Source organism: Nostoc sp. 'Peltigera membranacea cyanobiont' 210A (genome assembly GCF_002246015.1).
Classification (GTDB): Bacteria; Cyanobacteriota; Cyanobacteriia; order Cyanobacteriales; family Nostocaceae; genus Nostoc.
Genome location: NZ_NOLJ01000003.1, coordinates 535,081 through 561,551, shown reverse-complemented (window position 1 = coordinate 561,551; position 26,471 = coordinate 535,081). Strand labels below are relative to the sequence as shown.

At 41.6% G+C, this 26,471-nt stretch carries 27 protein-coding genes; 14 read left to right on the top strand and 13 right to left on the bottom strand.

Going from position 1 to position 26,471, the window contains the following annotated elements:
- Positions 1-122: 122 nt before the first annotated feature.
- The 3 genes from fabF (at position 123) to CDG76_RS11675 (ending at position 4,283) form a co-directional block, all read left to right on the top strand.
- Positions 123-1,373: a beta-ketoacyl-ACP synthase II gene (fabF, locus tag CDG76_RS11685; protein WP_094349172.1), complete on the top strand. Its 1,251-nt coding sequence runs from the start codon at positions 123-125 to the stop codon at positions 1,371-1,373.
- Between the two features lie 361 nt (positions 1,374-1,734).
- The gene (tkt, locus tag CDG76_RS11680) at positions 1,735-3,762 is read left to right on the top strand and encodes a transketolase (RefSeq protein ID WP_094349171.1); all 2,028 of its coding nucleotides are present in this window, start codon (positions 1,735-1,737) and stop codon (positions 3,760-3,762) included.
- Between the two features lie 227 nt (positions 3,763-3,989).
- The gene (locus CDG76_RS11675; RefSeq protein WP_094349406.1) at positions 3,990-4,283 is read left to right on the top strand and encodes a hypothetical protein; all 294 of its coding nucleotides are present in this window, start codon (positions 3,990-3,992) and stop codon (positions 4,281-4,283) included.
- 308 nt (positions 4,284-4,591) lie between these two features.
- On the opposite strand, the gene CDG76_RS11670 is transcribed toward CDG76_RS11675, so the two are convergent.
- The 4 genes from CDG76_RS11670 to CDG76_RS11655 all read right to left on the bottom strand — a co-directional run bounded on the left by CDG76_RS11670 (position 4,592) and on the right by CDG76_RS11655 (position 7,845).
- Positions 4,592-4,933, bottom strand: a complete 342-nt coding sequence (locus tag CDG76_RS11670; RefSeq protein WP_094349170.1) for a hypothetical protein — start codon at positions 4,931-4,933, stop codon at positions 4,592-4,594.
- Between the two features lie 99 nt (positions 4,934-5,032).
- Positions 5,033-5,236 carry a hypothetical protein gene (locus tag CDG76_RS11665; protein ID WP_094349169.1) on the bottom strand — a complete coding sequence of 68 codons (204 nt, stop codon included), beginning with the start codon at positions 5,234-5,236 and terminating at the stop codon, positions 5,033-5,035.
- Positions 5,237-5,728: 492 nt separating this feature from the next.
- Entirely contained in the window at positions 5,729-6,808 is a 1,080-nt protein-coding gene (locus CDG76_RS11660) for a hypothetical protein (RefSeq protein WP_094349168.1), read from the bottom strand.
- A gap of 53 nt (positions 6,809-6,861) precedes the next feature.
- On the bottom strand, positions 6,862-7,845 hold the full coding sequence (locus CDG76_RS11655; protein ID WP_094349167.1) for a hypothetical protein: 984 nt from the start codon (positions 7,843-7,845) through the stop codon (positions 6,862-6,864).
- A 510-nt stretch (positions 7,846-8,355) separates the two neighbouring features.
- Here CDG76_RS11655 and CDG76_RS11650 point away from each other — a divergent pair.
- The 5 genes from CDG76_RS11650 (at position 8,356) to CDG76_RS11630 (ending at position 14,012) form a co-directional block, all read left to right on the top strand.
- A complete protein-coding gene (locus CDG76_RS11650) occupies positions 8,356-9,108 on the top strand; it encodes a winged helix-turn-helix domain-containing protein (RefSeq protein ID WP_094349166.1) in 753 nt (250 codons plus the stop codon).
- A gap of 53 nt (positions 9,109-9,161) precedes the next feature.
- Positions 9,162-10,481, top strand: coding sequence for a sensor histidine kinase (locus tag CDG76_RS11645; protein WP_094349165.1), 1,320 nt, complete (start codon positions 9,162-9,164; stop codon positions 10,479-10,481).
- 28 nt (positions 10,482-10,509) lie between these two features.
- On the top strand, positions 10,510-11,178 hold the full coding sequence (phoU, locus tag CDG76_RS11640) for a phosphate signaling complex protein PhoU (RefSeq protein WP_094349164.1): 669 nt from the start codon (positions 10,510-10,512) through the stop codon (positions 11,176-11,178).
- Positions 11,179-11,606: 428 nt separating this feature from the next.
- Positions 11,607-12,230, top strand: a complete 624-nt coding sequence (locus tag CDG76_RS11635; protein ID WP_094349163.1) for a Crp/Fnr family transcriptional regulator — start codon at positions 11,607-11,609, stop codon at positions 12,228-12,230.
- Positions 12,231-12,362: 132 nt separating this feature from the next.
- A complete protein-coding gene (locus tag CDG76_RS11630; protein WP_094349405.1) occupies positions 12,363-14,012 on the top strand; it encodes an iron uptake porin in 1,650 nt (549 codons plus the stop codon).
- A 73-nt stretch (positions 14,013-14,085) separates the two neighbouring features.
- Here the strand turns inward: CDG76_RS11630 and CDG76_RS11625 are convergent, their stop codons facing one another.
- Positions 14,086-14,346, bottom strand: coding sequence for a hypothetical protein (locus CDG76_RS11625; protein ID WP_094349162.1), 261 nt, complete (start codon positions 14,344-14,346; stop codon positions 14,086-14,088).
- Between the two features lie 232 nt (positions 14,347-14,578).
- Here CDG76_RS11625 and CDG76_RS11620 point away from each other — a divergent pair, with 232 nt between their 5' ends.
- From CDG76_RS11620 to CDG76_RS11610, 3 genes are all read left to right on the top strand, one after another.
- On the top strand, positions 14,579-15,181 hold the full coding sequence (locus tag CDG76_RS11620; protein WP_094349161.1) for a DUF3318 domain-containing protein: 603 nt from the start codon (positions 14,579-14,581) through the stop codon (positions 15,179-15,181).
- 108 nt (positions 15,182-15,289) lie between these two features.
- Positions 15,290-16,852 (top strand): hypothetical protein, encoded by a 1,563-nt coding sequence (locus tag CDG76_RS11615; protein ID WP_223265214.1) that lies wholly within the window; start codon positions 15,290-15,292, stop codon positions 16,850-16,852.
- Between the two features lie 473 nt (positions 16,853-17,325).
- Positions 17,326-17,517, top strand: a complete 192-nt coding sequence (locus CDG76_RS11610) for a hypothetical protein (protein ID WP_094349159.1) — start codon at positions 17,326-17,328, stop codon at positions 17,515-17,517.
- A 186-nt stretch (positions 17,518-17,703) separates the two neighbouring features.
- On the opposite strand, the gene CDG76_RS11605 is transcribed toward CDG76_RS11610, so the two are convergent.
- From CDG76_RS11605 to CDG76_RS11575, 7 genes are all read right to left on the bottom strand, one after another.
- A complete protein-coding gene (locus CDG76_RS11605) occupies positions 17,704-18,108 on the bottom strand; it encodes a hypothetical protein (protein WP_094349158.1) in 405 nt (134 codons plus the stop codon).
- Between the two features lie 335 nt (positions 18,109-18,443).
- Positions 18,444-19,151, bottom strand: a complete 708-nt coding sequence (locus CDG76_RS11600) for a Uma2 family endonuclease (protein WP_094349157.1) — start codon at positions 19,149-19,151, stop codon at positions 18,444-18,446.
- A gap of 232 nt (positions 19,152-19,383) precedes the next feature.
- Positions 19,384-20,157 (bottom strand): 1-(5-phosphoribosyl)-5-[(5-phosphoribosylamino)methylideneamino]imidazole-4-carboxamide isomerase, encoded by a 774-nt coding sequence (gene hisA / locus CDG76_RS11595; RefSeq protein ID WP_094349156.1) that lies wholly within the window; start codon positions 20,155-20,157, stop codon positions 19,384-19,386.
- Positions 20,158-20,204: 47 nt separating this feature from the next.
- On the bottom strand, positions 20,205-20,504 hold the full coding sequence (locus tag CDG76_RS11590; protein WP_094349155.1) for a DUF3593 domain-containing protein: 300 nt from the start codon (positions 20,502-20,504) through the stop codon (positions 20,205-20,207).
- Positions 20,501-20,836 carry a DUF2499 domain-containing protein gene (locus CDG76_RS11585; protein WP_094349154.1) on the bottom strand — a complete coding sequence of 112 codons (336 nt, stop codon included), beginning with the start codon at positions 20,834-20,836 and terminating at the stop codon, positions 20,501-20,503. Before CDG76_RS11585 ends, CDG76_RS11590 begins: the two co-directional genes overlap by 4 nt.
- A gap of 119 nt (positions 20,837-20,955) precedes the next feature.
- Positions 20,956-21,954: a glycosyltransferase family 2 protein gene (locus CDG76_RS11580; protein ID WP_094349153.1), complete on the bottom strand. Its 999-nt coding sequence runs from the start codon at positions 21,952-21,954 to the stop codon at positions 20,956-20,958.
- Between the two features lie 108 nt (positions 21,955-22,062).
- Positions 22,063-22,773, bottom strand: a complete 711-nt coding sequence (locus tag CDG76_RS11575; protein WP_094349152.1) for a TVP38/TMEM64 family protein — start codon at positions 22,771-22,773, stop codon at positions 22,063-22,065.
- A gap of 423 nt (positions 22,774-23,196) precedes the next feature.
- Here CDG76_RS11575 and csaB point away from each other — a divergent pair, with 423 nt between their 5' ends.
- Together csaB and CDG76_RS11565 are read left to right on the top strand one after the other, a co-directional pair.
- A complete protein-coding gene (gene csaB / locus CDG76_RS11570; RefSeq protein WP_094349404.1) occupies positions 23,197-24,234 on the top strand; it encodes a polysaccharide pyruvyl transferase CsaB in 1,038 nt (345 codons plus the stop codon).
- 25 nt (positions 24,235-24,259) lie between these two features.
- Positions 24,260-24,712, top strand: coding sequence for a retroviral-like aspartic protease family protein (locus CDG76_RS11565; RefSeq protein ID WP_094349151.1), 453 nt, complete (start codon positions 24,260-24,262; stop codon positions 24,710-24,712).
- Position 24,713: 1 nt separating this feature from the next.
- Here the strand turns inward: CDG76_RS11565 and pgeF are convergent, their stop codons facing one another.
- Positions 24,714-25,499 (bottom strand): peptidoglycan editing factor PgeF, encoded by a 786-nt coding sequence (gene pgeF / locus CDG76_RS11560; RefSeq protein ID WP_094349150.1) that lies wholly within the window; start codon positions 25,497-25,499, stop codon positions 24,714-24,716.
- Positions 25,500-25,576: 77 nt separating this feature from the next.
- Here pgeF and CDG76_RS11555 point away from each other — a divergent pair, with 77 nt between their 5' ends.
- The gene (locus CDG76_RS11555) at positions 25,577-26,395 is read left to right on the top strand and encodes a biotin--[acetyl-CoA-carboxylase] ligase (protein ID WP_094349149.1); all 819 of its coding nucleotides are present in this window, start codon (positions 25,577-25,579) and stop codon (positions 26,393-26,395) included.
- Positions 26,396-26,471: the final 76 nt, after the last annotated feature.

Genomic DNA, 26,471 nt, shown 5'->3' with positions numbered 1-26,471 from the left:
GTCAGCAAATCCGATGCCAGTCGCTCGTAAAGGAAACCTTTAAGACCGCGCTGGCTCACCAGTACCTAGTCGCTAACCTCAAATTTTTTGCCTGCTGCTTTTTCGCCATTTTTAACTGAATCATGACAGATCATACACGTAAACGCGTTGTTGTAACTGGTGTTGGCGCGATTACACCTATAGGTAATACAGCAACAGAATATTGGAATGGATTATTGAGTGGACGCAATGGCATTGACTACATCACATTATTTGATGCGTCTCGCCATGATTGCCGGATTGCTGGTGAGGTAAAAAACTTCGATCCGCATGATTACTTGGAGCGCAAAGAGGCCAAGCGCATGGATCGATTTTCCCAATTTGGGGTTGCGGCAGCAAAACAGGCTCTAACTAACTCGGAGTTAGCGATCAATGACCTGAATGCAGAACAGGTAGGTGTGATGATCGGTTCTGGGGTTGGTGGCATTAAGGTATTAGAAGACCAGCAAACTATCTACCTCAACCGTGGCCCCGATCGCTGTAGTCCATTCATGATTCCGATGATGATCGCCAATATGGCCGCAGGATTAACGGCAATCCATACGGGTGCTAAAGGGCCAAACTCTTGTCCTGTAACTGCCTGCGCCGCTGGTTCCAACGCCATTGGAGATGCTTTTCGCTTAATTCAAGGGGGATATGCCCAGGCGATGATTTGCGGGGGAACGGAGTCAGCTGTCACACCCTTGTCGATAGCTGGGTTCGCCGCTTGCAAAGCACTCTCTTTTAACAATGATGACCCGGCTCACGCTTGCCGTCCCTTTGACCGCGATCGCAACGGATTTGTTTTGGGTGAAGGTTCAGGAATTTTAATTCTAGAAGAACTGCAACACGCCCTAAGTCGCGGCGCTCACATTTATGCCGAAATGATCGGTTATGGCATGACCTGTGATGCCTACCACATCACCTCCCCCGTACCCGGTGGACTCGGAGCCGCTAGAGCGATCGAACTAGCTCTTAAAGATGCTGGCATAACTCCCGAACAAATTAGCTATATTAACGCCCACGGCACTAGCACCCCGGCTAATGATTCAACTGAAACCTCAGCAATCAAAAAAGCCTTGGGAGAACACGCCTATAAGGTGGCAATTAGCTCCACCAAATCGATGACAGGTCATTTATTGGGCGGTTCTGGAGGTATTGAAGCAGTCGCAACAGTACTAGCGATCGCAAATGACCAAATTCCACCGACAATCAACCTGGAAAATCCCGATCCAGAGTGTGACTTAGATTATGTGCCTCACTCTAGCCGCGCTCAAAAAGTCGAGGTGGCAATATCCAATTCCTTTGGGTTTGGCGGCCATAATGTCACATTGGCGTTTAAGAAATACGTTTAAAAGAAGTTAGGAGGCAGGTGGTCACTGAGCGTAGTCGAAGTGAGGCAGGAGGCAGGAGGCAGGAGGCAGAATTCAGAATTCAGAATTCAGTAGTTTGATCCGACTCTGCTCGTTTGCCCAATGCCCACTTGCCCTGAGCGAAGCCGAAGGGATGCCCAAAGTATCAGAAATATCATTCCGACATAACTTAAGCGTTCAGCATGACCCAATTATCTGCTTGATTTATCACCAGAAACTCAGGAGATCCCGCTTGTCCATCGACAAGCGGGAGTGGGATGATGAGGATACTGTGGGGAATCTAAAATAACCCCAGCAAAAGAAGCTACGAAGAGTGCTAACCCGTCGTTAAAAACAAGAGATTATGACTGTTGCAACCCAATCCGCCAAAGAATTGTCCGTCGAAGAACTGGCTATTAACTCGATCCGCTTCTTGGCTATTGATGCCGTAGAAAAGGCAAAATCGGGACACCCAGGACTACCAATGGGCGCGGCTCCGATGGCTTTTGTCCTCTGGGATCGCTTTTTGAAGTTTAATCCCAAGAATCCCAAATGGTTTAACCGCGATCGCTTTGTCTTATCTGCCGGTCATGGCTCGATGTTGCAGTACGCCCTACTGTATCTGACAGGCTACGATAGCGTCACCATTGAAGATATCAAGCAATTCCGTCAATGGGAATCCAAAACCCCTGGACACCCCGAAAACTTCATGACCCCAGGCGTGGAAGTCACAACTGGCCCCTTGGGTCAAGGAATTGCCAATGGAGTCGGTTTAGCGATCGCCGAAGCGCACCTTGCCGCAAAATTTAACAAACCCGATACCAAGATTGTTGACCATTACACCTACGTAATTGTAGGTGACGGTTGCAACATGGAAGGAATTTCTGGTGAAGCTTGTTCTTTTGCAGGACACTTGGGATTAGGCAAACTCATCGCTCTGTACGACGACAACCACATTTCCATCGACGGTTCCACAGATGTGGCATTCACCGAAGATGTTTCCAAGCGGTTTGAAGCTTACGGTTGGCACGTTCTCCACGTTGAAGATGGCAATACCGATTTAGAAGCGATCGCTAAAGCAATTGAAGCGGCTAAAGCTGTCACCGATAAGCCTTCTTTCATCAAAGTAACAACCATTATTGGTTACGGTTCCCCCAATAAAGCAAACACTGCTGGCGTTCACGGCGCTGCCCTTGGTGGAGACGAAATTGCCTTGACTCGGAAAAATTTGGGTTGGGAATACGAACCTTTCGTAATACCCGAAGAAGCCCTCAACCACACACGCAAAGCAGTTGAGCGCGGTGCAGGCTACGAAACCGAATGGAACAAAACCTTTGCGGACTACAAAGCTAAGTATGCCCAAGAAGCGGCTGAATTTGAACGTTACCTAAGCGGCAAGCTACCCGACGGTTGGGATAAGGTACTACCCACCTACACCCCCGAAGACAAAGGACTACCCACCCGTAAACACTCAGAAACCTGCCTCAACAAACTGGCGGCGGTATTACCTGAATTGATTGGTGGTTCGGCTGACTTAACCCACTCCAACTTGACCGAAATCAAGGGCAAGGGCGACTTCCAAAAAGGGCACTATGAAAACCCCAACATCCACTTTGGTGTGCGGGAACATGCTATGGGCGCAATCTGTAATGGTATAGCGCTGCACACTTCAGGATTAATCCCCTACGGTGCTACCTTCTTGATCTTCACAGATTACATGCGTGCTGCAATCCGCTTATCCGCCCTTTCTCAAGCTGGCTCGATTTGGGTGATGACTCATGATTCCATTGGACAAGGTGAAGATGGCCCCACACACCAACCCATTGAAACTCTAGCTTCCTTGCGAGCTATTCCTAATTTATTAGTGTTTCGTCCCGCAGACGGGAACGAAACCTCTGGCGCTTATAAAATAGCGATTGAAAAAGCGAAGCAAAACGCTCCGTCTCTATTGGCGTTCACCCGTCAAAACGTTCCCAACTTGGCTGGTACATCGGTTGAGGGCGTAGCAAAGGGTGGATACACCGTAGTGGATAGCGAAGGTACACCCGATATCATCCTGATTGGTACTGGTTCAGAATTGAGCCTCGCCGTTGGCGCCGCCGAAAAACTTAAGGCTGAAGGCAAGAAAGTTCGTGTTGTTTCGCTACCTTCATGGGAACTGTTTGAAGCACAGGATGCGGCTTATAAAGAGTCCATTCTGCCAAAAGCTGTTACCAAGCGTTTGTCTGTAGAAGCTGCCGCTAGTTTCGGTTGGCACAAATACGTGGGTACTGAAGGCGATTGCGTTAGTATCGATCGCTTTGGTGCTTCGGCTCCAGGCGGTGTTTGTTTAGAGAAGTTTGGTTTTAGCGTTGATAATGTGTTAGCTAAGGCTAAACAATTGTTGGGTTAATAGCAACAGAATATTCTCAAAATAGTTTGGGGTGGGCTGAAAGGCCTGCCTTTTTTTATGTAAAGAGGCGCTGAGTGAGATTGTTTATAATTGAGGTAATTATACCAATTTGAGAAAAGAATGCGACAAATAGACCATTTGTAGAGACGCGATGAATCGCGTCTTTACCCAAGGATGTGTTGCAATCATTAATTGAATTGGTATTAGTTAAATATTGGGAGGAAGTTATGCAAGAAGTTTCTAGCTATCATCAAGAACTTATCAATCGCATATCGCCAATTGTGGAAAATTTATTTAAAGGTAATAGTTTATATGAAGTAAAGTTAAATCAACTGGAAATGAGCCAGATGTTAGTTGAACTATTTGGACAATTCTCACGAGAAGAAATGAGGGAAATTAAAGATGATGATTTGATAGATAGAATAGATAGTATTTTAATTTTAGAGGCAGTTTCAGGTACGTTAAACGATTTAACACCAGAGCAAATCAAAATGTACGATGAAGCAGTAAAGCGAAAATAGACAAAGTGACTTATTTATTATATACAAATATTGTTAGTTACATTTTGAAGAGAAATGTAATTGTAGATTAGAAGTTTCGGGAAGTCCGGCGTCTGAAACAAGATGTGTTTATAACGTTTACTAATCATACAAGGTACATCATAGTCCCCTCCTCGCTTGCGGGGAGGGGACTATNGTTTATAACGTTTACTAATCATACAAGGTACATCATAGTCCCCTCCTCGCTTGCGGGGAGGGGGTTGGGGGTGGGGTTCTTGTGACACTCGTGTTTAAAAACCGGGTTTTTCTGAAAAGCCCGGTTTTTAGTCCTAAATTCCTACTAACTTGTCTAAAATAGCCTTAGCGCGAGAATCCTTTACTCCTCCTGCTGTCCGATAAAAAACCTCCCATTCATCAGAAGTAATTTGTAAATACGATTTGTATTTATCTGCTGATGCTCTCAGCTTTTGTTTGTAATCTGGATAGGAATAGATTTTAAGGTAGCGTCCGCGATTACCTGTGCGGCGAACCTTTATTTTCCACTCGCGATTATAGCTGTCACATAAAACTGTTTCTCCCAAATAATGTTTACCACTATGGCGTGTGTTGTCGAATAATTTACTGGCATCTTGGACGATTTCTTTACCAAGCCTATATAAATCTAATATCATTACTTTTCCATCCAAAATTCTTTCAAAACAGGGGTTTTAAATTTATTCTTTTAATTTGCATGATTATTCAATTTAAAACCAATTTGAAAGCAAACTTAATTATCCAAAAACTGACTTCTTTATCCCGTAAATAGCTAATCCAGCAACTGCACCAGTCCCAGCAAATCCTACTAAACCTATTCCGTAAGCAGTTCCTCCGATTGCTAGGCCTGCACCTCCAATACTATGGTACACAGTCACTCCTAGCACTGCACCTATTGTTGCAAAGGTAGATGCTTCATTAATATTTTGAATGATATCCATTTTTTAAACTCTGAATAACTTGTTATTAGCTTATTTAATTTTTTGAGGAAATGCTACTAAAGAAATACGTAATTAAAATAAAGATTCATTAAAGTATGGGTTGAGGTAGACTTGAGCCTTTAGACTCAACTCAAGCATAATTTTTTCACCAGATACCTATTAAGATTTGTCTTTATCTCGTTAAAAGTGAAGGTTGCTACAGAGGTAACATTATTTACTAACTTTTTTAGTAAAACTTAAATTACCTGTGATATACTTATGTAATCAATAATACCAGTAACATAAATATTAAAACTTAGTATTATGTCTAGTCAAGAACAAAATTCCAACAAAGCATTAAAGCAAACGCAGGCTAGCCCAACAAAGAAGAAGAAAGTACAACCTCCCTCAGATATCAAAAAACCAAAGAAAACTGAATAAAAAGCATTAGAGTTACTTGCAGAGGCTTAAATTCAATTAAGTCTCTGCAATTTTCATCAAAAATAAATCAGCTTATTTATTTTTTGCTTGAGTCTTTGCCTGTTCTAAAGCTATTTCTTTAATTGCCTGATATGAATTAACATTTGAAGTACCTTCAATAGCTTTAACTGCCAAATCCTGAACTTGTTTGAGAGCTGATTCAAGTTGTTTAGAAAGATTTTGAATTCGCGTCTCTTGATTAGTAATAGTTTGTTCTAGAGATTGCAGTCTTTGTTCATAGAAACGCTTTTGCCCTTCCACTTCCTTAGAATATAAATCTGATTTTACTTTAGCTTGGTAGTAGGCGATGCCTTTGCCTTCTTCTGTAGCTTTTTTGATAGCTGCTTCTTTATCTTTCGGAAAAGCCTCTACCTTAGCTTTTAACTCTTCAAATTGTTTCTCTCTTTCAGAAATTGCTTTCTCCCGTTCAGCCCACTGCTTTTCTGTTTCTTGTAATAATTCTTCCAGTTGCTTATATAGCGCTTTCTGCTCTTGCTCATATTCGTCATTTTGCAGTTGCCGCTGAAGTTCCAGATTATACTTGTACTCTGCTGCATCGCGTTGCCGAGTTTTATTCAAGTTTTCATTCCGTTCTTTTATCGCCCGTTGCTGTTCCTCTTGTTCTTTTCCCCAAGTATTTCTTTGCTCTAGTATTTCTTGGAATAACACTTCCGAACGTCGGCTATATTCTTCCTGATAAGCTTTAGTATTATCTTCATAGGCTTGGATGAGAGTATCCAAGATATCATCAGAAACTTCTAAATTATGCAGTTGTGTTAATTGTTGAATTTCTTCTTCTAAAGTTCGCCTAATTTCTTCTAATTTAGAGGCTTTTGTGGTTAGCTGTTCCGATAATTCATTAGCAGCACTGCCAAAACCTAATTGAATTTTTGCCAAGCTTTCAATTGTATTGTTCATTTTTTCTTGGACACTAGAAAGCTGATTCATAGCTGTTTTTTGTTCTAACTTAGGCTGTTCTTTAGTTCCAGACTGGTTTTCTTGGGCAACTTTATCGAGTTCTGATTTCAGTGCTGCTTTTTCTTTTGCCAACTCCTCATACGCCTGAAGAATTTCTACTTTAGTATTCTTATCAGTCGGTTTTTTCCCCACCACAACAAACCTCCTCTTCAGGAATTCAAAATGATTAAGATGCTACGAACTCACAACTATTTAGGGTTAGAACTACCAAAAGCCCTCATAGCTAAGTCTTGTGCTTGTTTTAATGCAGTTTGCAATTGAGCAGAAATGCCTTCTATTTGCTCTGATTGTTTCTTAATTGTTTCTTCTAGAGATTGAATTTTTTGTTCATAGCTCTGTTTGTTAGATTCCCATTCTCTTTCAAATAAATCAGCCTCAATTTTAGCTTTTTGGCTTGTTTCTTTAATTGCTTCTTCTCTAGCCTTCTTAACGGCTTCTTCAAGTTCGCTAGGAAATGTAGTTACCTTTTGTTCATAATCTGCAAATAGTGGTTGGCGTTCAGCGAAGATTTTTTCTCGTTCTGCCCAATCTTTCCCTTTCTTTTGAGAATTTTCCTGTATTTCCCTTTGTTGTTGGCGCTTTATCCCTTCGTAGCTATCTGTATTGAGTTTGCGAGTAGTTTCTAACTTATACTGAAATTCTTCTTGTTCTTGCTGGCGAGATTTGGCTAATAAATCGTTATATGCTTGAAGTTTTTCTTCATACTCTGCTTGCTCTTGTTGCCATTCTTTCCGTCTGATTGTAATTTCTTTCTCTAGTGCTTCCCTTTTGCTAATAGTATCTTGTTCGAGAATTTTTAATTTTTCTTGGTGTTCTTGACTTAAAACGTCTAAAGTATCTGCTACAACTCTAATTTGTTGCAGTTCTTGTAGACGTTGAGTTTCAATTTCTATAGCTCGGTTCAATTCATCTAACTTAGAATTTTCCTGAGCTAGTTTTTCAGATAATCCATTGAGAATACTGCCAAACTCCAGTTGTAAATCAGCTAAACCTTTGACAATACTATCAACTGTATATGCAGAAGCTGCTTGCAGAATTTCTTGACTTTTTGCCTTTTCTGCTTCCTCTTGTTTGGTTGCTATTTTAGATTCAAGTTTTTTTCTTTGGATAATAATTTGTTGAAATGCTTGCATTAGTTGTTGTTTGCTGTCTTTGACTCCAACTGTAGTCATCTTCCAACTCCCTTCAATAGGCAAATGATTTATTGGGTAGCAAGCCATACCAATGACTACCCTATGCAGACATCAGAGTAGCCTTTTAATCAATATTTTTAACGCAGTGGAAATACTGAAATGATCCACATCTGAGACTTAGTGGGTACGAGTTTTCCACATATATGTCCTTCTGTTTTTCAGTATAGTTTTCCTTTTGAGGTTTTATAGTATTTTTGTACTAAGATGAATATACCTAACCTAATCTCCTCTGTCAAGATAATCTTCATGCAATAATGTCTTTGGATCTTGTGAAGACAGAATCGAAAATTCAAAGTCTTTAATTAAAAACTATTAGAAGCTTGCAGCCACAGTGATTTATGATTTAGGAGACTGCTGTGGTATATGTTACTTTTTGTAAAGAAAATCTAAAAGAATTAACCCTAGTAGAAGAGTGGTTGCAGTAAGGCGAGATAATAGACTTAATCATCCTAATTGATACAAGCACGGTCCTAGACTTTTGTGATATCAATGTATACCAGTGAATCGACCAAATACTCTGCCAGAACGGACATTGGACAAACCAGCCGTATTCTAGTAGTAGAAGATGAAGAATTAATCCAGGAAATGCTAGCTGTAGCTCTGGAAGAAGAAGGTTACGGGGTGATAACTGCTCCCGATGGGCGGTCTGCTATAGAGTATCTCAAAAGTTTTGAAACCAATTCAGGGGAACTTCCCTTCGATCTGGTCATTCTTGATTTGATGCTGCCGCAAATCAATGGGCTAGATATTTGCCGTTTGCTGCGTCATCAAGGCAACCCTGTACCTATTTTAATGCTCAGTGCTAAGGGTAGTGAAACTGACCGTGTTTTGGGGTTAGAGGTGGGTGCAGATGACTACCTGACCAAACCCTTTAGTATGCGCGAGTTAGTGGCTCGTTGTCGCGCTTTACTCCGCCGCCAACGCCTAAGTAATTTACCACCAATACCAGTATTAAAATTTAAGGATGTCTCCTTAAATCCTCAAGAATGTCGCGTGTTGGTTCGCGGTCAAGAAGTGAGTCTTTCTCCAAAAGAGTTCCGCTTGCTGGAACTGTTTATGAGTTACGCCCGCCGGGTATGGTCACGGGAACAATTGCTCGATCAGGTTTGGGGGCCAGATTTTGTCGGCGATAGTAAAACTGTAGATGTTCACATTCGGTGGTTGCGCGAAAAATTAGAGCAAGACCCCAGTCACCCCGAATATATTGTGACTGTAAGAGGTTTTGGCTATAGGTTTGGATAATTAGTTTCGATAGTTGTTAGTTTTTAGTAGTCACCAAAAAACTAACAACTCAAATGCTTTTATTGGGATTTTTTCTGGGTTTAGCGGTAGGCATTGGGTTTTGGATTTGGCAACAGGTTCAACTTAACCGCTACCTGGGGCGATTACTCCGACCGTTAACCTCCCATTCTGACAAGATGGGACTGATGTTGATTCCTGGGTTGCGGCAAGAAATAGCGATGGTGAAACAGCAGCGGCAAGATTTGCAGCAGTCGTTGCAAACTTACCAAGACCTGCTAGATTTTGCACCAGTGGGATATTTGCAGGTGGATGAGGAAAATCAACTGCTGTGGTGCAATCGACAGGCGCAGGAAATTTTGTATCTGCAAAGGTGGCAACCAGAACAGGTGCGCTTGTTATTGGAGTTGGTACGGTCTTACGAACTTGACCATTTAATTGAGCAAACTCGCGATCGCCAAAAACCACAGACGGGAGAATGGATATTTCATCCATCTTGTGATGATACGGCAGAGATGGGAACAATCAAATCTCTGGCTTTGCGGGCTTCTAGCTTGCCTTTACCCAATGGACAAGTAGGAGTATTTTTAGAAAATCGTCAACCCCTATTAGATATAAATCAAATACGCGATCGCTCTTTTTCCGATCTAGCACACGAACTCAGAACGCCGCTAACTTCGATTCGCTTAGTTGTAGAAACTTTACAAATCCGTTTGGAACCACCTTTAAATCGCTGGGTTAACCGTTTGATGCAGGAAGTTGACCGACTGATTAACTTGGTGCAAAGTTGGTTAGACCTTACCCAAATGGAAGCAAACCCAAATATGCAATTGCAAGCCAAAGCTGTAGAATTGCGATCGCTAATTACATCTGTTTGGGAAACACTAGAACCCTTAGCACAACGTCAACATCTGTCTTTTTCTTATTCTGGCCCCGAAAATCTGTGGATTAAGGCAGATAAAGCCCGGATTTACCAAGTTTTTCTCAACTTGCTAGACAACAGCATTAAGTACAGTCCTGCTGGTACAAGCATTTACGTTGAAGCGAAAATCTTATCAACAAAGGATAATGAGCCTGCTTCCTCAATCCTGGAAATAAATCTTATTGATTCTGGAGTCGGCTTTTCTGAGGCAGATTTACCCCACGTTTTTGAGCGATTTTATCGAGGAGATAAAGCGCGAACCCATTCCCCCCAAGATAGTAACTCCATAGGAGCGATCGTTGGCAATGGATTAGGTTTAGCGATCGTTGAGCAAATTTTAATTGCCCACGGTGGTTCAATCAAAGCGATGAACCATCCAGAAACTGGTGGTGCGTGGATGCAACTCCAATTTCCTGAAGTTATGGCAAACTCCCTAAGCCAAGACTATAGTTAGTAATATCTTCACCTTTGAGACAACAAGTGTGAAAGCCGTCGATTATACTCCCAATCCTCAAAGACCACAACTCGCACGCGCCATTAGGCGCTTAGAACGGGATGTATTACGCATGGGTGCCTTGGTAGAACAATCATTTCGCCTCAGCCACCAAGCGTTATTTGCTCGTAACTTAACAGCAGCTGAGGAACTCCCTCGATTAGATAAAAAGATCGATCGCTTTTATAGACAAATCGAATCAGAATGTACGGCGATTATGACGCTACAAGCGCCTACGGCTCCCGATTTGCGCTGCTTGAGTGCCTTTATGCAGCTGGTGCGAGATTTAGAGCGCATTGGCGATTATGCTGAGGATTTAGCTGAAATTGCGATTAAAATTTTTCCTTACGCGCCTCATACGTCAATGCCCGACATTGAAGCTATGTCCCTTCACGCGCAGGCGATGCTAGCAACTAGCTTAAAGGCTTTGGGAGATTTTGATGAAGCCGGTGGACGCCGTTTAAAGCATCTGGATGATACTGTAGATGATGCCTACGATCGCGTTTATCAGACTTTAGCCCAACAACGGGATGTGCCTGGTGTAGTCGAGCCAATTATACTGCTGGCACTGGCAATTCGTTGTCTGGAACGCATGGCAGATCATGCGACAAATATTGGTCAAAGGGTAGCATATATTGTCACCGGTCAACGCTCCTAATTGATATGCTGCCCAAATCTCCGACTTCTACCCTCCAGGTATCTGCAAGAAGTCGGGGATCTAAATCCAACGATTTAGTAAGCTCCATTCCACCCTACTATCTTCATAGATTATTTGCGCCTCCATACTTAGTCTTCAAAAAATACCAAATAATTAAAAATAAGTTAACTAAATATTTTACTAAAAGCTTACCTATTCTTAAACTTACACAATTAAAGTAGCGGGTAAACAACTAAAAATTTTGGTTCTATCTCATTGATAAATACCTTAAGCAAAAGTTGTTGCCATCAAAAGATTTTGAGTTAGTCCCTAGCTCTGATTGAGAAGAATAGACTTTCCGATATACAGGTAAATTTTGATACAATTTATTAGAGTTTCTTAATCATTGTGAATAGCGAGATTCCCTGATAATTGTGTAATTACGGTTAATGATGTATTCTACAAGTCCTACTTCAAACTCTTCTGCCGTGTCCAATAGCTGTACTTTCAGCAGACAATTACCCCAGCAGATATTTACCCGTAGGGAAGTAATTCCACCTCAAAATGATGTGCTTTGGCGTATTGAATGCGGTGCAGTTCGTACCTTAACATGGAGTGAAGATGGAACATTCATTACTCTCGGTTATTGGGGACTAGGGGATCTGATTGGCTATCCTTTGTCTAGAGTCAAGCCCTACCAGATTGAATGTCTCACGGGCGTGGAAGTAAGCATTGTGCCACCTCATCTGTGGCATCAGGATATTAATGCTTTGTTGTCTCATATTCAACAAGCTGAGGATCTACTAAGAATTGTGCATCGAAAACCAATTTCGCTACGCTTATGGCAGTTTTTAGTATGGTTAAGTGAAAAATTTGGACGTGACGTAGATAAGGGCAAGTTAATTGATTTAAATGTTACCCATCAAGATATTGCTGAAGTGTTAAATACTACGCGAGTAACAGTTACCCGACTCTTACAGCAGTTAGAGGAAGAAGGAACAGTTTTACGTCACAAACGCCGCATTATTTTGCGCCTACCAAAAACTATATTATATAGTTCAGCAGTATATTAACTGACTTGCTTGTAATAATCAGAGAATAAAGGTATAATCGTCGCTGTGATTGTGTGTGAAATCCACGAAAGAAATGTGTTTAAAGCATTTTTTCATGACTGGATTATTGTAGGTGTGAGTGAAAGTAAAAACATGACAAAACGATTCTGGAATCTTTTTAAGGTTAGTCCGGTTGTATTAGCTGCTACATTTTTCGTTGCTAATAGTGCCTTAGCTGCTGAAGTTAACGAACAGGTAACAAATGTTGGCGAGTTATCTGAAGCTCAAGAGTCTAACGACATGAGTCAGGTAACATCAGTTTCTCAGTTTTCGGATGTGCAGCCTACAGATTGGGCGTTCCAAGCTTTACAATCTCTAGTTGAGCGCTACGGCTGTATTGCAGGTTATCCTAACAGTACCTATCGTGGGAACCGTGCTTTAACTCGTTATGAATTTGCCGCAGGTTTGAATGCCTGTTTAGATCGGGTTAACGAACTGATTGCTACAGCTACTGCCGATTTGGTCAGCAAACAAGATTTAGCTACTTTACAGCGCTTACAAGAAGAATATTCTGCTGAATTAGCAACTCTGCGCGGCCGTGTTGATGGACTAGAAGCCCGCACTTCTGAATTAGAAGCTAATCAGTTCTCCACTACCACCAAGTTGGTTGGAGAAGCAATTTTCGCCGTGTCTGATGTTTTTGGTGACACGAGAGCAGCTCGTGGTGGCGATCCTACTCAAGACTTGAATACCAATACCACTTTTTCTGACCGGGTTCGTTTGAACTTGTACAGCAGTTTCACTGGTAAAGACCAGTTGCAAATCCGGCTGAATGCTGGCAATATCGTCTCCAATCGTGGTAATGATGCATTGGGTACTGGTACTGGTACCAACATGAGCCGCTTGGGTTTTGATGGAGATAACGGCAACGCTGTTGTAATCGATAAAATCAACTATGCTTTCAACTTGACTGACGCAGTGCGTGTCAAAGTTGATGCCACTGGTGCAGAGTTATGGGAAAATGTCAATAACTTCAACTCTGACTTTTCAAGCTCTGGTAAAGGTGCGCTCTCACGCTATGGACGTTTCAGCCCCATATATCGCCAAGGTCAAGGTGGCGCTGGTGTAACTGTTACCTTCAATCCTAAAGGCGCCATCAGCCTCAGCGGTGCTTATTTAGCTAGGACTGCTAACGACCCTACCCTTAATAATGGGTTGTTTGATGGTGATAGCGCTATCTTTGGTCAGTTATCTTTCCAACCCACCAAAGCCTTTAATATTGGTCTAACTTACGCTCGCACTTATCAAACTGATACTGCTGCCAATAACCTTTTCCAAGGTACAGGTAGTATTTTTGCCAACACTCCTTTTGGGGCTAACACTCGTACCGAATCCAACAACTACGGTGTAGAAGCTACCTTCCAATTTAGTCCTAAGTTGGCTATTAGTGGTTGGGGAGGTTATACAACCGCTGATGCTCTTACTGGCGCTAATGCAGGTGCAGACGCGGATGTTTGGTACTGGGCTGGAGCGCTTGCTTTGAAAGACTTTGGTGGCGAAGGCAACGTTTTAGGTGTGATCTTTGGTCAATCACCCAAAGTTACTGGTGGTAGCATCAAAACAGTCGCTGGCAATACTACCTTCGACGACAGTACTTCTTATCACTTAGAGGGTCTTTACAAGTACAAGGTTTCCGATAATATTCAGGTAACACCTGGTTTGTTGGTAATCTTCAATCCAGAACACAACGACGCTAACGACACTGAATACGTAGGTACTCTACGTACTACTTTCACCTTCTAAAATTGGCAAAGCTCAGAATTAGATAAACAAAACCCCACCTAAAAGTGGGGTTTTGTTTAGGAAGAAAAATTAGCTATGTAGGATTATAATCTGGCTGATTGGATATATCTTTTGGGGGGCGATCGCTACTCCAAGCCCACCACACAGAACCACAGTGACAGTAATAGAACTCTTGCCATTTGCGACGACGGTCTTCCGTAAGAACAGGCGATCGCCGATTTAGCCAAACTTTCTCAGCTTCTAGGCTACTTGAGTGGCATTTAGGACAGCAAAAATCATAAGCATGTATTGCCTTATTCGTCCATTCAGGTGGGAGGGGAGCAAAAGCGTCCATGTAGTTACAAATATAGTCTTAATGGCAAGCCAAAACTTTCAGGTTTGGAATTTGGCGGCAAAGGAATACTATAAAATCCCGCCATACTATCAAACTGCTGAATAAATATTTTTATAGCTCGATCTGAATTTATTCAAGACTGTGAGAGCATCTTATAAATCAAAGGTTAACATGAAAACTTTATTTTTTACACACCTAGTTACTATGCACATTATGGCTAATAATTAAATTTATGGAGCCAAATGTTGAAATTCGCCGTTTGTTAGATGTGATGCCTGCTTCTGGTCGGATGACGACAAAAATCGTCAGTAAGCCAGAGCAAGCAAAAGTAATTGACGCTTCCTTTCCCCAACCCTGGAACCAAGCGCGACCGATATATATTAATTTTGATTTGTGGCGTCGCCTGACAAAGCCGCAACGAGATTTGCTGCTGTTGCAGATGGTTAGCTGGTTGACGGGGGTAAAGTGGTTTAAACCCGATATTTATCAAGGCGTGGTGTTGGCTGGGCTGTTAGGCGGATTCTTAGAAGCAGCACAATCAGATGTAGTAGGCGTTGCTGTCGCTGGGGGATTAAGTGCGATCGCTGCTTTTCGGATCTGGCGCACTAATAAATCTCAAGAGTCAGAGTTAAATGCCGATGCAGCCGCAATTAAAATAGCACAGCGGCGTGGTTATTCAGAAGTTGAAGCAGCCCAGCACCTATTATCAGCAATTGAAGCGGTAGCCAAAATTGAAGGGCGTTCCAGTTTGAATTTTACTGAGTTGATTCGTTGCCAAAACTTACGAGCGATCGCAGGTTTATCACCAGTGGGTATACCAGAAAGTTATAAGTAAAAATGAGTAATAATTCAAAACTCATAACCTATCCGTCTGAGTAGTTTAAGAATCAGAAGAATATCTGATGATGATAGCATTTACAGCAATCTTGATGATCCAAAAAAATTGGATTCTAAACTAACAATGTTAAGCAATAAAATTAGCAAATATACTTCAAAATTACCTTTTAATTCTCCTTGGTTTATTATCATTATTTTTTCTTTTCTTGGTTTAATAGGTATTCTTAACCATTCCATGTGGCGAGATGAACTAAATCCCTGGCTGATTGTCAGAGATAGTGGATCGTTGGGAGATTTAATTGCAAATATTCATTATGAGGGTCATCCTGTTCTATGGTATTTTTCTCTGGCAATTCTGAGAAAAATACTCGATTATCCTATTATTATGCAAATTTTCCATTTGGCAATTACTGTTGTTTCAGTTACACTTTTTTGTCTATATAGCCCTTTTAACTATCAGCAAAAATTTCTATTTTCGTTTGGGTTCTTTCCTTTTTCCGAATATCTTTTAATTTCTCGAAACTATGCCTTTAGTATGTTATTTGTTTTTGCATTCTGTACAGTTTTTGCATCTAGAAAAAGAACTTATGCTTATTTGGCAATTTTATTGGGTTTACTAGCAAATAGTAGTGCTTATGGTTTATTGGTATCATTTTCTTTATTATTGACTTTGCTGGCTGAATTTTGTTTTGATCGTGAACATCGGCAGCAGTATTTTAGTCAAACCCAAAAGTACGACTTAGTTTTAAGTATTGTAATTATCACATTATCTTTTATTTTATCCATTTATATTATTACTCCTCCGACAGATAGTTATCTTCACGGTGGGTTAAATAATGGTTGGCTAAGAGAATTAGATATCCGTCATCTGTTGAGAAGCGTCGGCAGAGTATTTGGTAGTTATTTATTAATTATTCCTGCACATAAAAGATGGCTGGATTTAATTGTTTGTGCGACAATTGCTTTATTTATTGTAGTTTTAACTTTAATAAAATTATCTGAAAAACCAGTTATTTTCTTTTTCTACATGATAGGTAATTGTATATTATTTGCCTTTACATACTTGAGATTTCTAGGTATGCCGCGGCATTTTGGACATTTCTATTTAGTTTTAATAGCGGCTTTATGGCTGGGAAGTTATTATCAAAAGTCTATATTTTTACTTAATAAAGTTTATATTCTTCCCCGTTCAATTACATTTATTCACAAATGGCATTATGTCGCTTTGATGCTGATTCTTTATGTCCAGTTTGGAGGAGGAATTTATAGTTTTTCAAGAGATTTAGTTATACCATTTTCTGCTAGTCGCGAAACAGCGCAATATATTCATAAATCTGGGTTAGATAATGAGTTTATTGTTGCCAGTCGAGATGCGAATATGGCTCCTTTATCGGGTTATCTCAATCGAAAGTTTTACTATCCAGAGGTGGGGAAAATGGGAAGCTTTACTTTATTTAAAAAAGGTCGTCAAGAAGTGCAACAAGTAGAGATATTAAGCCAGATTAATTCTCTACTTCAAAATCAAGATGAGCGAAAGAAAGTTTTGCTGATTTTAAATAAAAAACTGAATGTCAATCGCAATGATTTGAAAATTGTTCCGATTAAAGATTTTCAGAGAGGCTGGGTGGATAGTGAAAGATATTATCTTTATTGGGTAGATGAAGTATAAGGATAAGGCGCCACAGAACTTTGTAGTTTAATATGGGATAGACTTTTTTGTAATAGAGGATCAGCATTTACATTTGAATGTGTCGCCATAAATACTTGTTTTATCCAGTGGCTATCGCTAACAAAACATATTTCATTAAAGCTACAGCAAGGAACTAATCCTGCTTTCTTAGCCATTTTACAGCGCTGTTCTGTCTTAAAAACTAAGGGCTTAATTGTTATATAAGCAAAATGTGTCGCCAAAACACCTCAAAAATAACGCTTTTGCATTCTTTGACTAGCTTGCCACCGCTGATAACTAGCTGGGATGCGTGAGGCTAATCTACACTGGAATAAGAGAATGTGTGTTTAACTGACTTAGATATCAAAACCTGGGGAGTTTTGTCATACCTTCTCGGTGTTGCTTATGAGGTGATTACCTCGTGTGCTAAAACTTAACTTAAATTCTGTCAGTTACTAGCGGAGTTGATGGGAATGAGTACCTTAATTTTTATTGGCTTGATAGGAGTTTACGGAGGCGGCGCTTGGAAGTTTTGGAAGGGGTTTGAACGGACTAATTTTAATCCAAGTTTGACTAATCGCATTGGTTTATCTTTGCTATGGCCAGCTTTGTTTATTACAAATCAGTCTTATCGTCGAAACTTTAGAAAGGCGTTGAAGGGCTAGGGATTACTATTAAACCTAACGTCATCCGATCCTGACGGTAGTATATATCTCAAATAAATCTAACCTACAACCTCGCTTCCCTAGTAGGGAAGCGAGGTTAGGTTTGCTCCTTTTACGAAGGAGAGCAATTAGGGAGGGGTAAGTTCGTTAACCGTTGGAAAATATTTTAGGTGATGAATTTACGAATTATTTACCATTGGTTAATAGATGGATTGCTCCACCAACAGCTGCACCATCAATAGCATTGCCAAGGGTATCTCTTTTATCGCCAGTAATTACGCCTGTTACTGCACTAGTCCCTGCACCGACTCCGATATCTTGAGCAGCATTCCGGTGGCGGCGATTGCGAGTATTTCTCAGACCATTTGCACCATTGACGGCTGCACCAGTGACACCACCCTTAACAGCATTCCCTAATACACTGCCATTTCCCCTAACAGCTCCGGTTACAACGTTGGTAACAGCCCCAATACCTGCATCTCTTAGTACTTGGTCATCAGCAGCAGCGGGTTTGGCGGGAACTAAGCTTACACCAGCTAAACTTGCAGCCATGAGGCTGGGTAAAAGTGCGCGTTTTAGGATTTTATTCATTGTGTTACCTTCTCAAAACATCAAACAATTTTCTAAAAACCTGAGTTACTAGAGTCTGATAAAATCTGAATTTTTTATCTGAATTACAGCAACTATTTATTGTTTGAGAACATACTTATTGTTGCATTTGCAAAGTCATAACTGCATCTACTGAAAGCATGAATATAAATTCAGTCCACAGAAGGCCTTGCTGATTTATTAGGCAATGCTAGGGATTACATATTGACACAATTAACTAAATATGCAATGTGTATTTTTTCGTGACTCGCAAGCTTTTTATAATCAGAAATCGCATAGTGTTTACCCTATCTATCCAAAGGTAGTTGCCAAAATAATTAAACTAATTCGTCGGGGTTAATATTTAATTCTCTGAGTTTAGTGGCCAAGCGTTGCGACCGCTCCCATCCTGTTTGTAGCAAATTACCCTGATTATCCCACCAGCGCAACCAGGGTAATTCTAAATTTTGATAGCGGCCTTGCCAAATCCCCAATTCTACACCCATCGGTTCAATAGGATAATGTCCGCGTTCATTGGCAGAGATTAGCTGATATTCACCCCTAAGCAATTGATATGCTTGGACACTGGCTTTTTTCACTTCATAAATGCCATAGAAGGGGACTCTAATTGCTTGCTCATAAACCCAAAATTTTCCTGTAATGGGTGTTTTGTCCCATTCTTCTGAACTATCTCCTGAGACAAATTCCAACACAATCAGAGGTGCAACATATTCTTGCCATAGCACATAAGAACGACGGACTTGACCATTTAAAGTTGGTGGTACATTTGGCACATAAAACCAATCTGGGGCTTCTGCTCCTCTTTCTGGTGGTTCAGTCATGCGCCAATAGATGCCGCTATCTTGACCAATGCAATATTGTCCATTGGGATGCAGCTTCTGCAAGATTGGCTCAATAGAATCTGTCAGTAATAAGCTTTGAGGATGTTCTTGCAGATTTTTTACAAAAGTCCCGTCAGATTCTGGTAGCTGCCTATGGTCTGGTAGGGTTGATTCAATGCCTAATGATGTCTGTGCTGAGGTCATGGGAACCTCCTAAATGTGGGGGATAATAAGTAATATGACATTTTTTATAGTTGGTTGCGGGTATGGGGACACAAAGCGTTGCTGAACGCAGGGATGAAAATCATTTTGCGTGATTTCAAAACTTTTGTAGAGACTAGCAATTCCAAGATTCATACCATTTAATCAGCAACGCCAAACACAACTCCTGTTTACAAATAAACTGCATTTAGCAACTTAGCAAAGACAGAAAATGTCAAGCAAAAGTAGAAAAACCGAGATTGGGTGGAATATCCTGAATTCGCCCCGGCCCGATCGCTCGTAATGCTTCTTTGAGTAAAATATCCCCAGTGTACAAGGCACGTCCCACAATTACGCCAGTCACGCCTTGAGGTTCTAACGCCAACAAACTCAACAAGTCGGTGACAGAACTTACTCCGCCAGAAGCAATTATCGGGATGGAAATTGCTGCTGCAAGTTCTCGCAAAGCTTCTAAATTTGGGCCTGTGAGTGTACCATCTCGGTGGATATCTGTGTAAATTATGGCGGCTGCGCCCAATTCTTGCATTTGTACAGCCAGTTGAGTTGCTAAAACTTCCGAGGTTTCTAACCAGCCGCGAGTTGCGACTCGACCGTTACGGGCATCAATACCGATAATAATCTGTTCGGGAAATTCTTGGCAGAGTTCTTGCACTAACTTGGGTTGTTCTACGGCAATGGTTCCGAGAATTGCCCACTGTATGCCTAGATTAAATACTTGTTGTACACTGGTGCGATCGCGCAATCCTCCACCAATTTCAATGGGTACTGACACTGCTTGAGCGATCGCTTCAATTGCTCCCAGGTTTACTACTTTACCTGCTTTGGCACCATCTAAATCAACTATATGCAATCTGGTAGCACCTTGATCTACCCACTGTTTGGCAACATCAGCAGGATTTTCGCTAAAAACTTGCGAGCGATCGTAGTCTCCCTGATACAGTCGCACACAGTGACCTTCTAGTAAATCAATCGCTGGAATTACGTCCATCTAACTCTTCCTCATTGCAATCCAAATACTATTTATCGCTGAATTTACTATTTTTCATTTTTCATTTGTAATTGCCTTACAGCTTGCCCAAAACCTAGCACAAGCAAGATGTTAGAAAGGGTCAAAAATAGTTCTGCACCACCGTGCAACCAATCCACATTGGCTAAAGACTTACCATAATGCAATACAGCATAAATCCCCGCCGGGATGGTAATGGCAACAAAGACGAGAGTGCCGTAAAATCCATACAACGCTAAACGCGGCATTTGCGGACTGCGGCTGAGAAACCACAAGAAACCCAAATAGGGAAACAGTGAAAGTGCAAACAGGGTTTCTTTAGAAATCATTGCTCTGATTTGATAGGTTTTGGTTCAACAGTGTTGACAGATTTGGTAGAACGCCAAATCAAAAACGCCGCTGCCCAAAGCGTAAAATTACCAACTAAAGTCATAGTAGCTTGAAGCGTTACCATCCATTCCAAAGATTCGGCGTTGTCGAAATAATGCCAGGTACAGGCACACATAGCGCTGACTAAAGCTGGTAACATCGCCAGGGATAATCCCCACCAGCTGCGGTTATTAGTCAGTTCGCCGTAAGTCCAGATTAACCAAATGGCCGCAATCCACTCTATAACGCTAGAAACATGAATAATCCAGGTGGGAATCGAAAGGGTGTGCATAAGAAAGTTAGGAGTTGGGAGTTAGGGATTTGGAGTGGACAGTAGCACTGTCAAGGTGATATGTAGCTTGAATTTTATATTTGTTTAAACAAACCTTTATTATGCAACGCCAAAGATTCTTATTTGTAAGCGTCTTCTAAATTATCTAGTTTGTCAGAATTGCTCGTTGAGTTGGAGGATTTGCGCTCAAAGCCACCTACTTCTGCCAAAGTATAGAGGGGTCTGGCTTTAACTTCTTCATAGATGCGCCCTATATATTCACCTAAGATGCCAACACTGACTAACTGCACAGATCCGAGAAAGAAAATTGCCATCAAAATAATCGTAAACCCAGTTAAAGGGGAATGGGGGACAAAAAGACGCCAATATAAGATTAATAAAGCCATGAAGATGGCCGCTACCGCGGCTACTAAGCCTAAGTAGGTTGATAACCGCAGTGGCACTATTGAAAAAGACACTAGACCATTGATAGCAAGGACTAAGGATTTGCTAAAAGTGTATTTAACTTCCCCGGCAAAGCGGGGGTTGCGCTCGAACTGAATTGCTGTTTGCTGAAAGCCAACCCAAGAACGCAAACCACGAATATAGCGGGTACGTTCTGGCATAGAATTGAGAATATCTACAATCTGCCGATCCATTAGACAAAAATCACCAGTATCAGTAGGAATCTCTACATCTGCAAGCTTCTTAAGGATACGATAAAAGAAATAGGCAGTAAAACGCTTAAACCATCCTTCTTTTTGGCGTTGAGTGCGTTGAGCATAGACGACTTGATAGCCCTGCCGCCATTTTTCAACCATGTCGGGGATTAGTTCTGGTGGGTCTTGTAAGTCAGCATCAAGGATGACAATAACTTGTCCCCGAACAAAATTAAGACCAGCAGTTACTGCAATTTGATGACCAAAGTTACGAGCAAAGCTCAGATAGCAAATGCGCGGGTCTTTTTGATGGAGGTCTCGTAGTAATTGTAGGGAGCGATCGCGGCTACCATCATTGATTAAAATTAATTCGACAAGCCCATCCATCCGATTCATTACTGCACTCAGTCTGCGGTATAGTTCTGGAATAGTTTCTTCTTCGTTATAAATTGGAACAATGAATGAATACTTTGGTAACATCTAAAAATATTGTTTAATTTTTTTTACAGCTAAGATAAGAGGCTGTCTGCGATCGAAAAGGTGTGGTTCACAGTATAGCTAGCAACACTCAAGTTTCATTCTCATACTTTATTTATTCTTCGGATTTATGTTCTCTGAAGAGTCTGATTTTTTCAGCCTTTCTACAGCTTTTTTGGGAAAAGTTCGACGATGACGGTACCAAGTAGACCCTGCTACCAGCGTTCCAGTTAAGCCTAATGCAAGTATTAGCGGCAAAAAATCGCCCGTATTCACTGCCTTCAGACCAGAACTACCTAGTAGTACAAAAGGTAAGACACTAGGAACAGTACCAAGTGTTGTACCTAGAACATAATCTTTAAAACCGATTGAAGTCAGTCCTGCGACAAAGTTGACCAAGCCATAGGGCATGATTGGTACTAATCGGATGGCAAACATATAAAAAAGCCCTCCACGACGCACCTCAGCATCCATAGCTTGCCAGCGTCCTGCTAGTCGTTTTGCAACTGCTTTACGTCCAATAGTTCGAGTAAAAACGAAGGCAATTATTGCCGCAACGACTGCTGCAACACTAGTCCAGACAGTACCCAGCCAAGGGCCAAAAATGGCACCTCCAGTCAAATTTAGTACCGTTGAGGGCAAAACTAACATCGTTGCCACAACGTACAAAGCAATATAAATAATAGGTGCCCAGATACCAGAAGATTTCAGCAAAGCTTGAATTTGTACTGGTTCAATGCCGCCAAGAAGATATACGGTTATACCAGTTGCAATTATGCAACTCAGCGTGAGTAGCAAAATACCAGTTTTCAAGTTCCACATTAGAACTCTACTCCTACTTTTTGTGTAACAAAACCCATCTTTTTCAAATTTAAATCCTTGTAGAGACGCGAAATTTCGAGTTTCTACAAGGATTTTTCACTAGATGTCTATTGTATTAGCTAGTTTTAAAGATAAGCGATCGTAACCTTTATTCAAGTATCGAAGTATCTAAGCACAGACCAAGAAACCGCAAGTTAGCAAGACTTTTGTCGATAAAACCGGAAGTGAACACTTCGGAATCGAAAAAATGTAAGTATAGGCATAAGTCTAAAGGGCAGTTGCAAAAAACCCGTAAGGGAAACAAGCAGAAACCCAAGTCGTGAGTCTTGGGTTTCTCCCGCTACACCGCAAGGTTAACGGGAGAGGATGTCAATTAACAATAGCTATTAATTAATCCAAAATCCAAAATCCAAAATGGTCAAAATGCGGGCATTATTGTCTGGGTATTACGGTAAAGGTAATGGTGGTGACGAAGCTTTATTGGCAACGCTTTTGCAAATGTTGCCATCTCACGTAACGCCTATAGTACTTTCTGGTAATCCAAAGGAAACGCGCGATCGCTACAATGTAGAAACCTACGATCGCATGGCTCCCTTAGCTGTAATACAAGCTTTACGCTCAAGTGATGCCTTGATTTGGGGCGGTGGGAGTCTTATTCAAGATGTCACCAGTACTATTAGCCCATTTTATTACGGGGGGCTGATGGCATTAGCGCAGAAAATGGGTTTGAAAACTGTTGCTTGGGCGCAGGGTATTGGCCCGTTAGTGCGTCCGCAAACTCGTTGGTTGGCACGGCAAACCTTTAGTAATTGTACCAAAGTTAGTGTCCGCGATCGCGCCAGTGCGGCTTTATTATCTGATTGGCAAATTCCTTGTATGATAGCTCCTGACCCAGTTTGGGCGTTGGAATCTAAACCAGTACCGGGACTTTGGGATTTACCTGCGCCGAGAGTTGCGGTAACGTTGCGATCGCATCCCCAACTTACAGAAAAACGTTTAGCAAACTTAACTCGCGCTTTAGTTGACTTTCAAAAAGCTACGCAGGCTTTTATTTTATTACTGCCGTTTCAAAAAAGTGAAGATTTAAGTATTGCCGAAGCCATTCAACCACACCTTAAAGATGTTAGCAAGATTTTGTGTCTGGAAGATCCGCAACTTTTAAAAGGTGTGTTTCGCGGCGTTGAAATGGCGATTGGAATGCGTTTGCACAGTTTAATTATGGCTGCTGCTGAAGGTTGTCGCTGTTTTGCTCTTAGTTATGACCCCAAAGTAAATCGCCTGATGGAAGACTTGGAAATGCCTGGATGGGATTTAGCGAGTTTACCCGATGACCCCAATTTGATTGGTTTGACTTGGATGGAGCATTACGCCAATGGTGATCCTTTATCATCAGAGAAAATCCAATCTTTGGTGGATGGCGCTTTAATGCATTGTGAGTTGTTGAGTGAAGCTTTAAGTTAAAGAATTTCCCCAAATTATACAGATTATGGTAAATCTCAATAGTGCCAATTCTGCCAGCAATCAACCTATGGGTGCAGTTCGCATCAAAGTCAAGCTCACCAATGCCATTGATGAAGCGCTTGTCAGCCGAGGAATGCTCAATCCAAATATGCTGCGGGTGTATGAAACAGAAGCATTAGTGGACACAGGGGCAGTACGTACTGTGCTACCCATGTCTATTGTCCAGCAACTTGGTTTGAGAATTCGAGGACAGCAGATTGCTCAATACGCAAACGGTAGTGAAGAATCTATAGGAGTAACTGAACCCGTAATTATTGAATTGGCAGGACGAGAAACTACCGAAGCCACATTAGTTACAGGTAATATCGTCCTGATTGGACAGACGGTTCTAGAAACGCTGGATTTACTGGTGGACTGTAGAAATCAACAACTTATCCCGAATCCTGAACATCCTAACTATCCTGTGATGAGAATATAAACTATTGACTCGTTTTACCGCTAACAATCCCTGACCACTGTACTTTTTTATCATTCTCTCGGCGGTAAGAAAAGAAATGCTCTGGAGTTTGGAAAGTACAATAAGGTGCGATCGCAATTTGTTCTGCACTAATTCCCATATTTTCCAGTTGTAAGGTATTCACTCGCCGCACATCTAGCCTTACCTTTCCTGGATCGGGGTCTTTTAGTAAAGGTGAATTTGGTAGTTCATGCAATGCAGTTATTATTTTTTCTTCGTCATTATGTGATATAATACTAGCCCCGATTTCGGCAGCCACTTCAAGAGAGACTTGGTAAACCTCACCAGCGATCGCTGGGCCCATCGCAATTCTCAAATCATCGAGTTTGCTGCCTTGAGATTGTAATCTAGCGATCGCCAAGGGAACAATCTTTTTAGCAGTCCCCCGCCAACCCGCGTGTAATGCTGCTACCCGTCCAGTTCGCACATCCCCAATTAACACGGGTGTACAATCTGCGCTAGCGACCCAAACAGCTTGTAGAGGCTGTTCGCTCATTAAACCATCTGCCGATGCGAAATCCTCCTCAGCAGAGCTTAAGAAGGTTTCAACTTCTTGGGGGGTGAGAACAGTATTGCCATGAACCTGCTTTAAGCGATAGACTGATGCCTCTGGTTGCAATACTTCTGTGATAACTTGTGGCGATCGCGGCCAAAACTGCTGGGTAAAGAAGCCGTGATGCCAACCTTCCAGAATACTACAAGTTAGATAGGGGAGTCCTTCCCAATTGCGCCAGTGCCAAGTGTGCATCTTCAACCAAACCTAAACAGAAATCACTCATCAGCCAATCAATGCTAACTTGAACAACGGAATTTGGGTTAACTGCTGTGGGATTTAATCTGCAAAACTTGGAAGCAGCCTTGCAAGCAGGGCGTAAGCATACATATTTACCATTTTCTCTTCACTTTTTTGAAAGCGTCTCCTCAACCAACCAAACCCTCTGGAACTTACTCAACCAAGGGGCTATTTCAGGGACAGTAGTAATCGCAACTCAGCAATCTGCTGGGCGGGGACAATGGGGCCGCCAGTGGATTTCTCCGGCTGGGGGATTATATATTTCCGTGGCGATTTCTTTCGACCATAAAATAGAGGCTACTGACAGCTACCAGCTAACTTTCGCTACTGCTTGGGGAATTGCGTCGCAATTGCGCCAATGCGGTATAGATGTTGGGATAAAATGGCCCAATGATTTAGTTTTAAATGGTCGCAAACTAGGCGGCATTTTGACAGAAACCAAAGTAAACAAAGGACAAATCACCCAAGCAGTAATTGGTGTTGGTATTAACTGGACGAACCCAGTACCAGAAACTGGAATCAATCTGGAATCGTGGCAAGCTTCCCAAGATCGCAGACCAATTTCGTGTCTGGAAATGCTCACCTCTAAAGTCTTACTGGGAATAGAATCCGGTATGGAGTGCCTTTTTCAAGAAGGAGTAAATATACTCTTGTCTGGCTATCTAGACTTGCTTACAAACATGGGCGATCGGGTGTATGTCAATAATCTTTCAGGTACAGTAGTTGGAGTGACTCCTCAAGGAAATTTACGAGTTGATTTAGAAACATACAATACAAAGGAACTAATTACACCGGAAATTTATATTGAACCCGGTACAATCAGTTTGGGGTACCATAAATCTTCCGTTTAAATTTGAGGTTTGTTCAAAATTTCGCTCTTTGGGCAAGACAAACCACTAGCATCATCTCTTTAGGCTAATTACACAC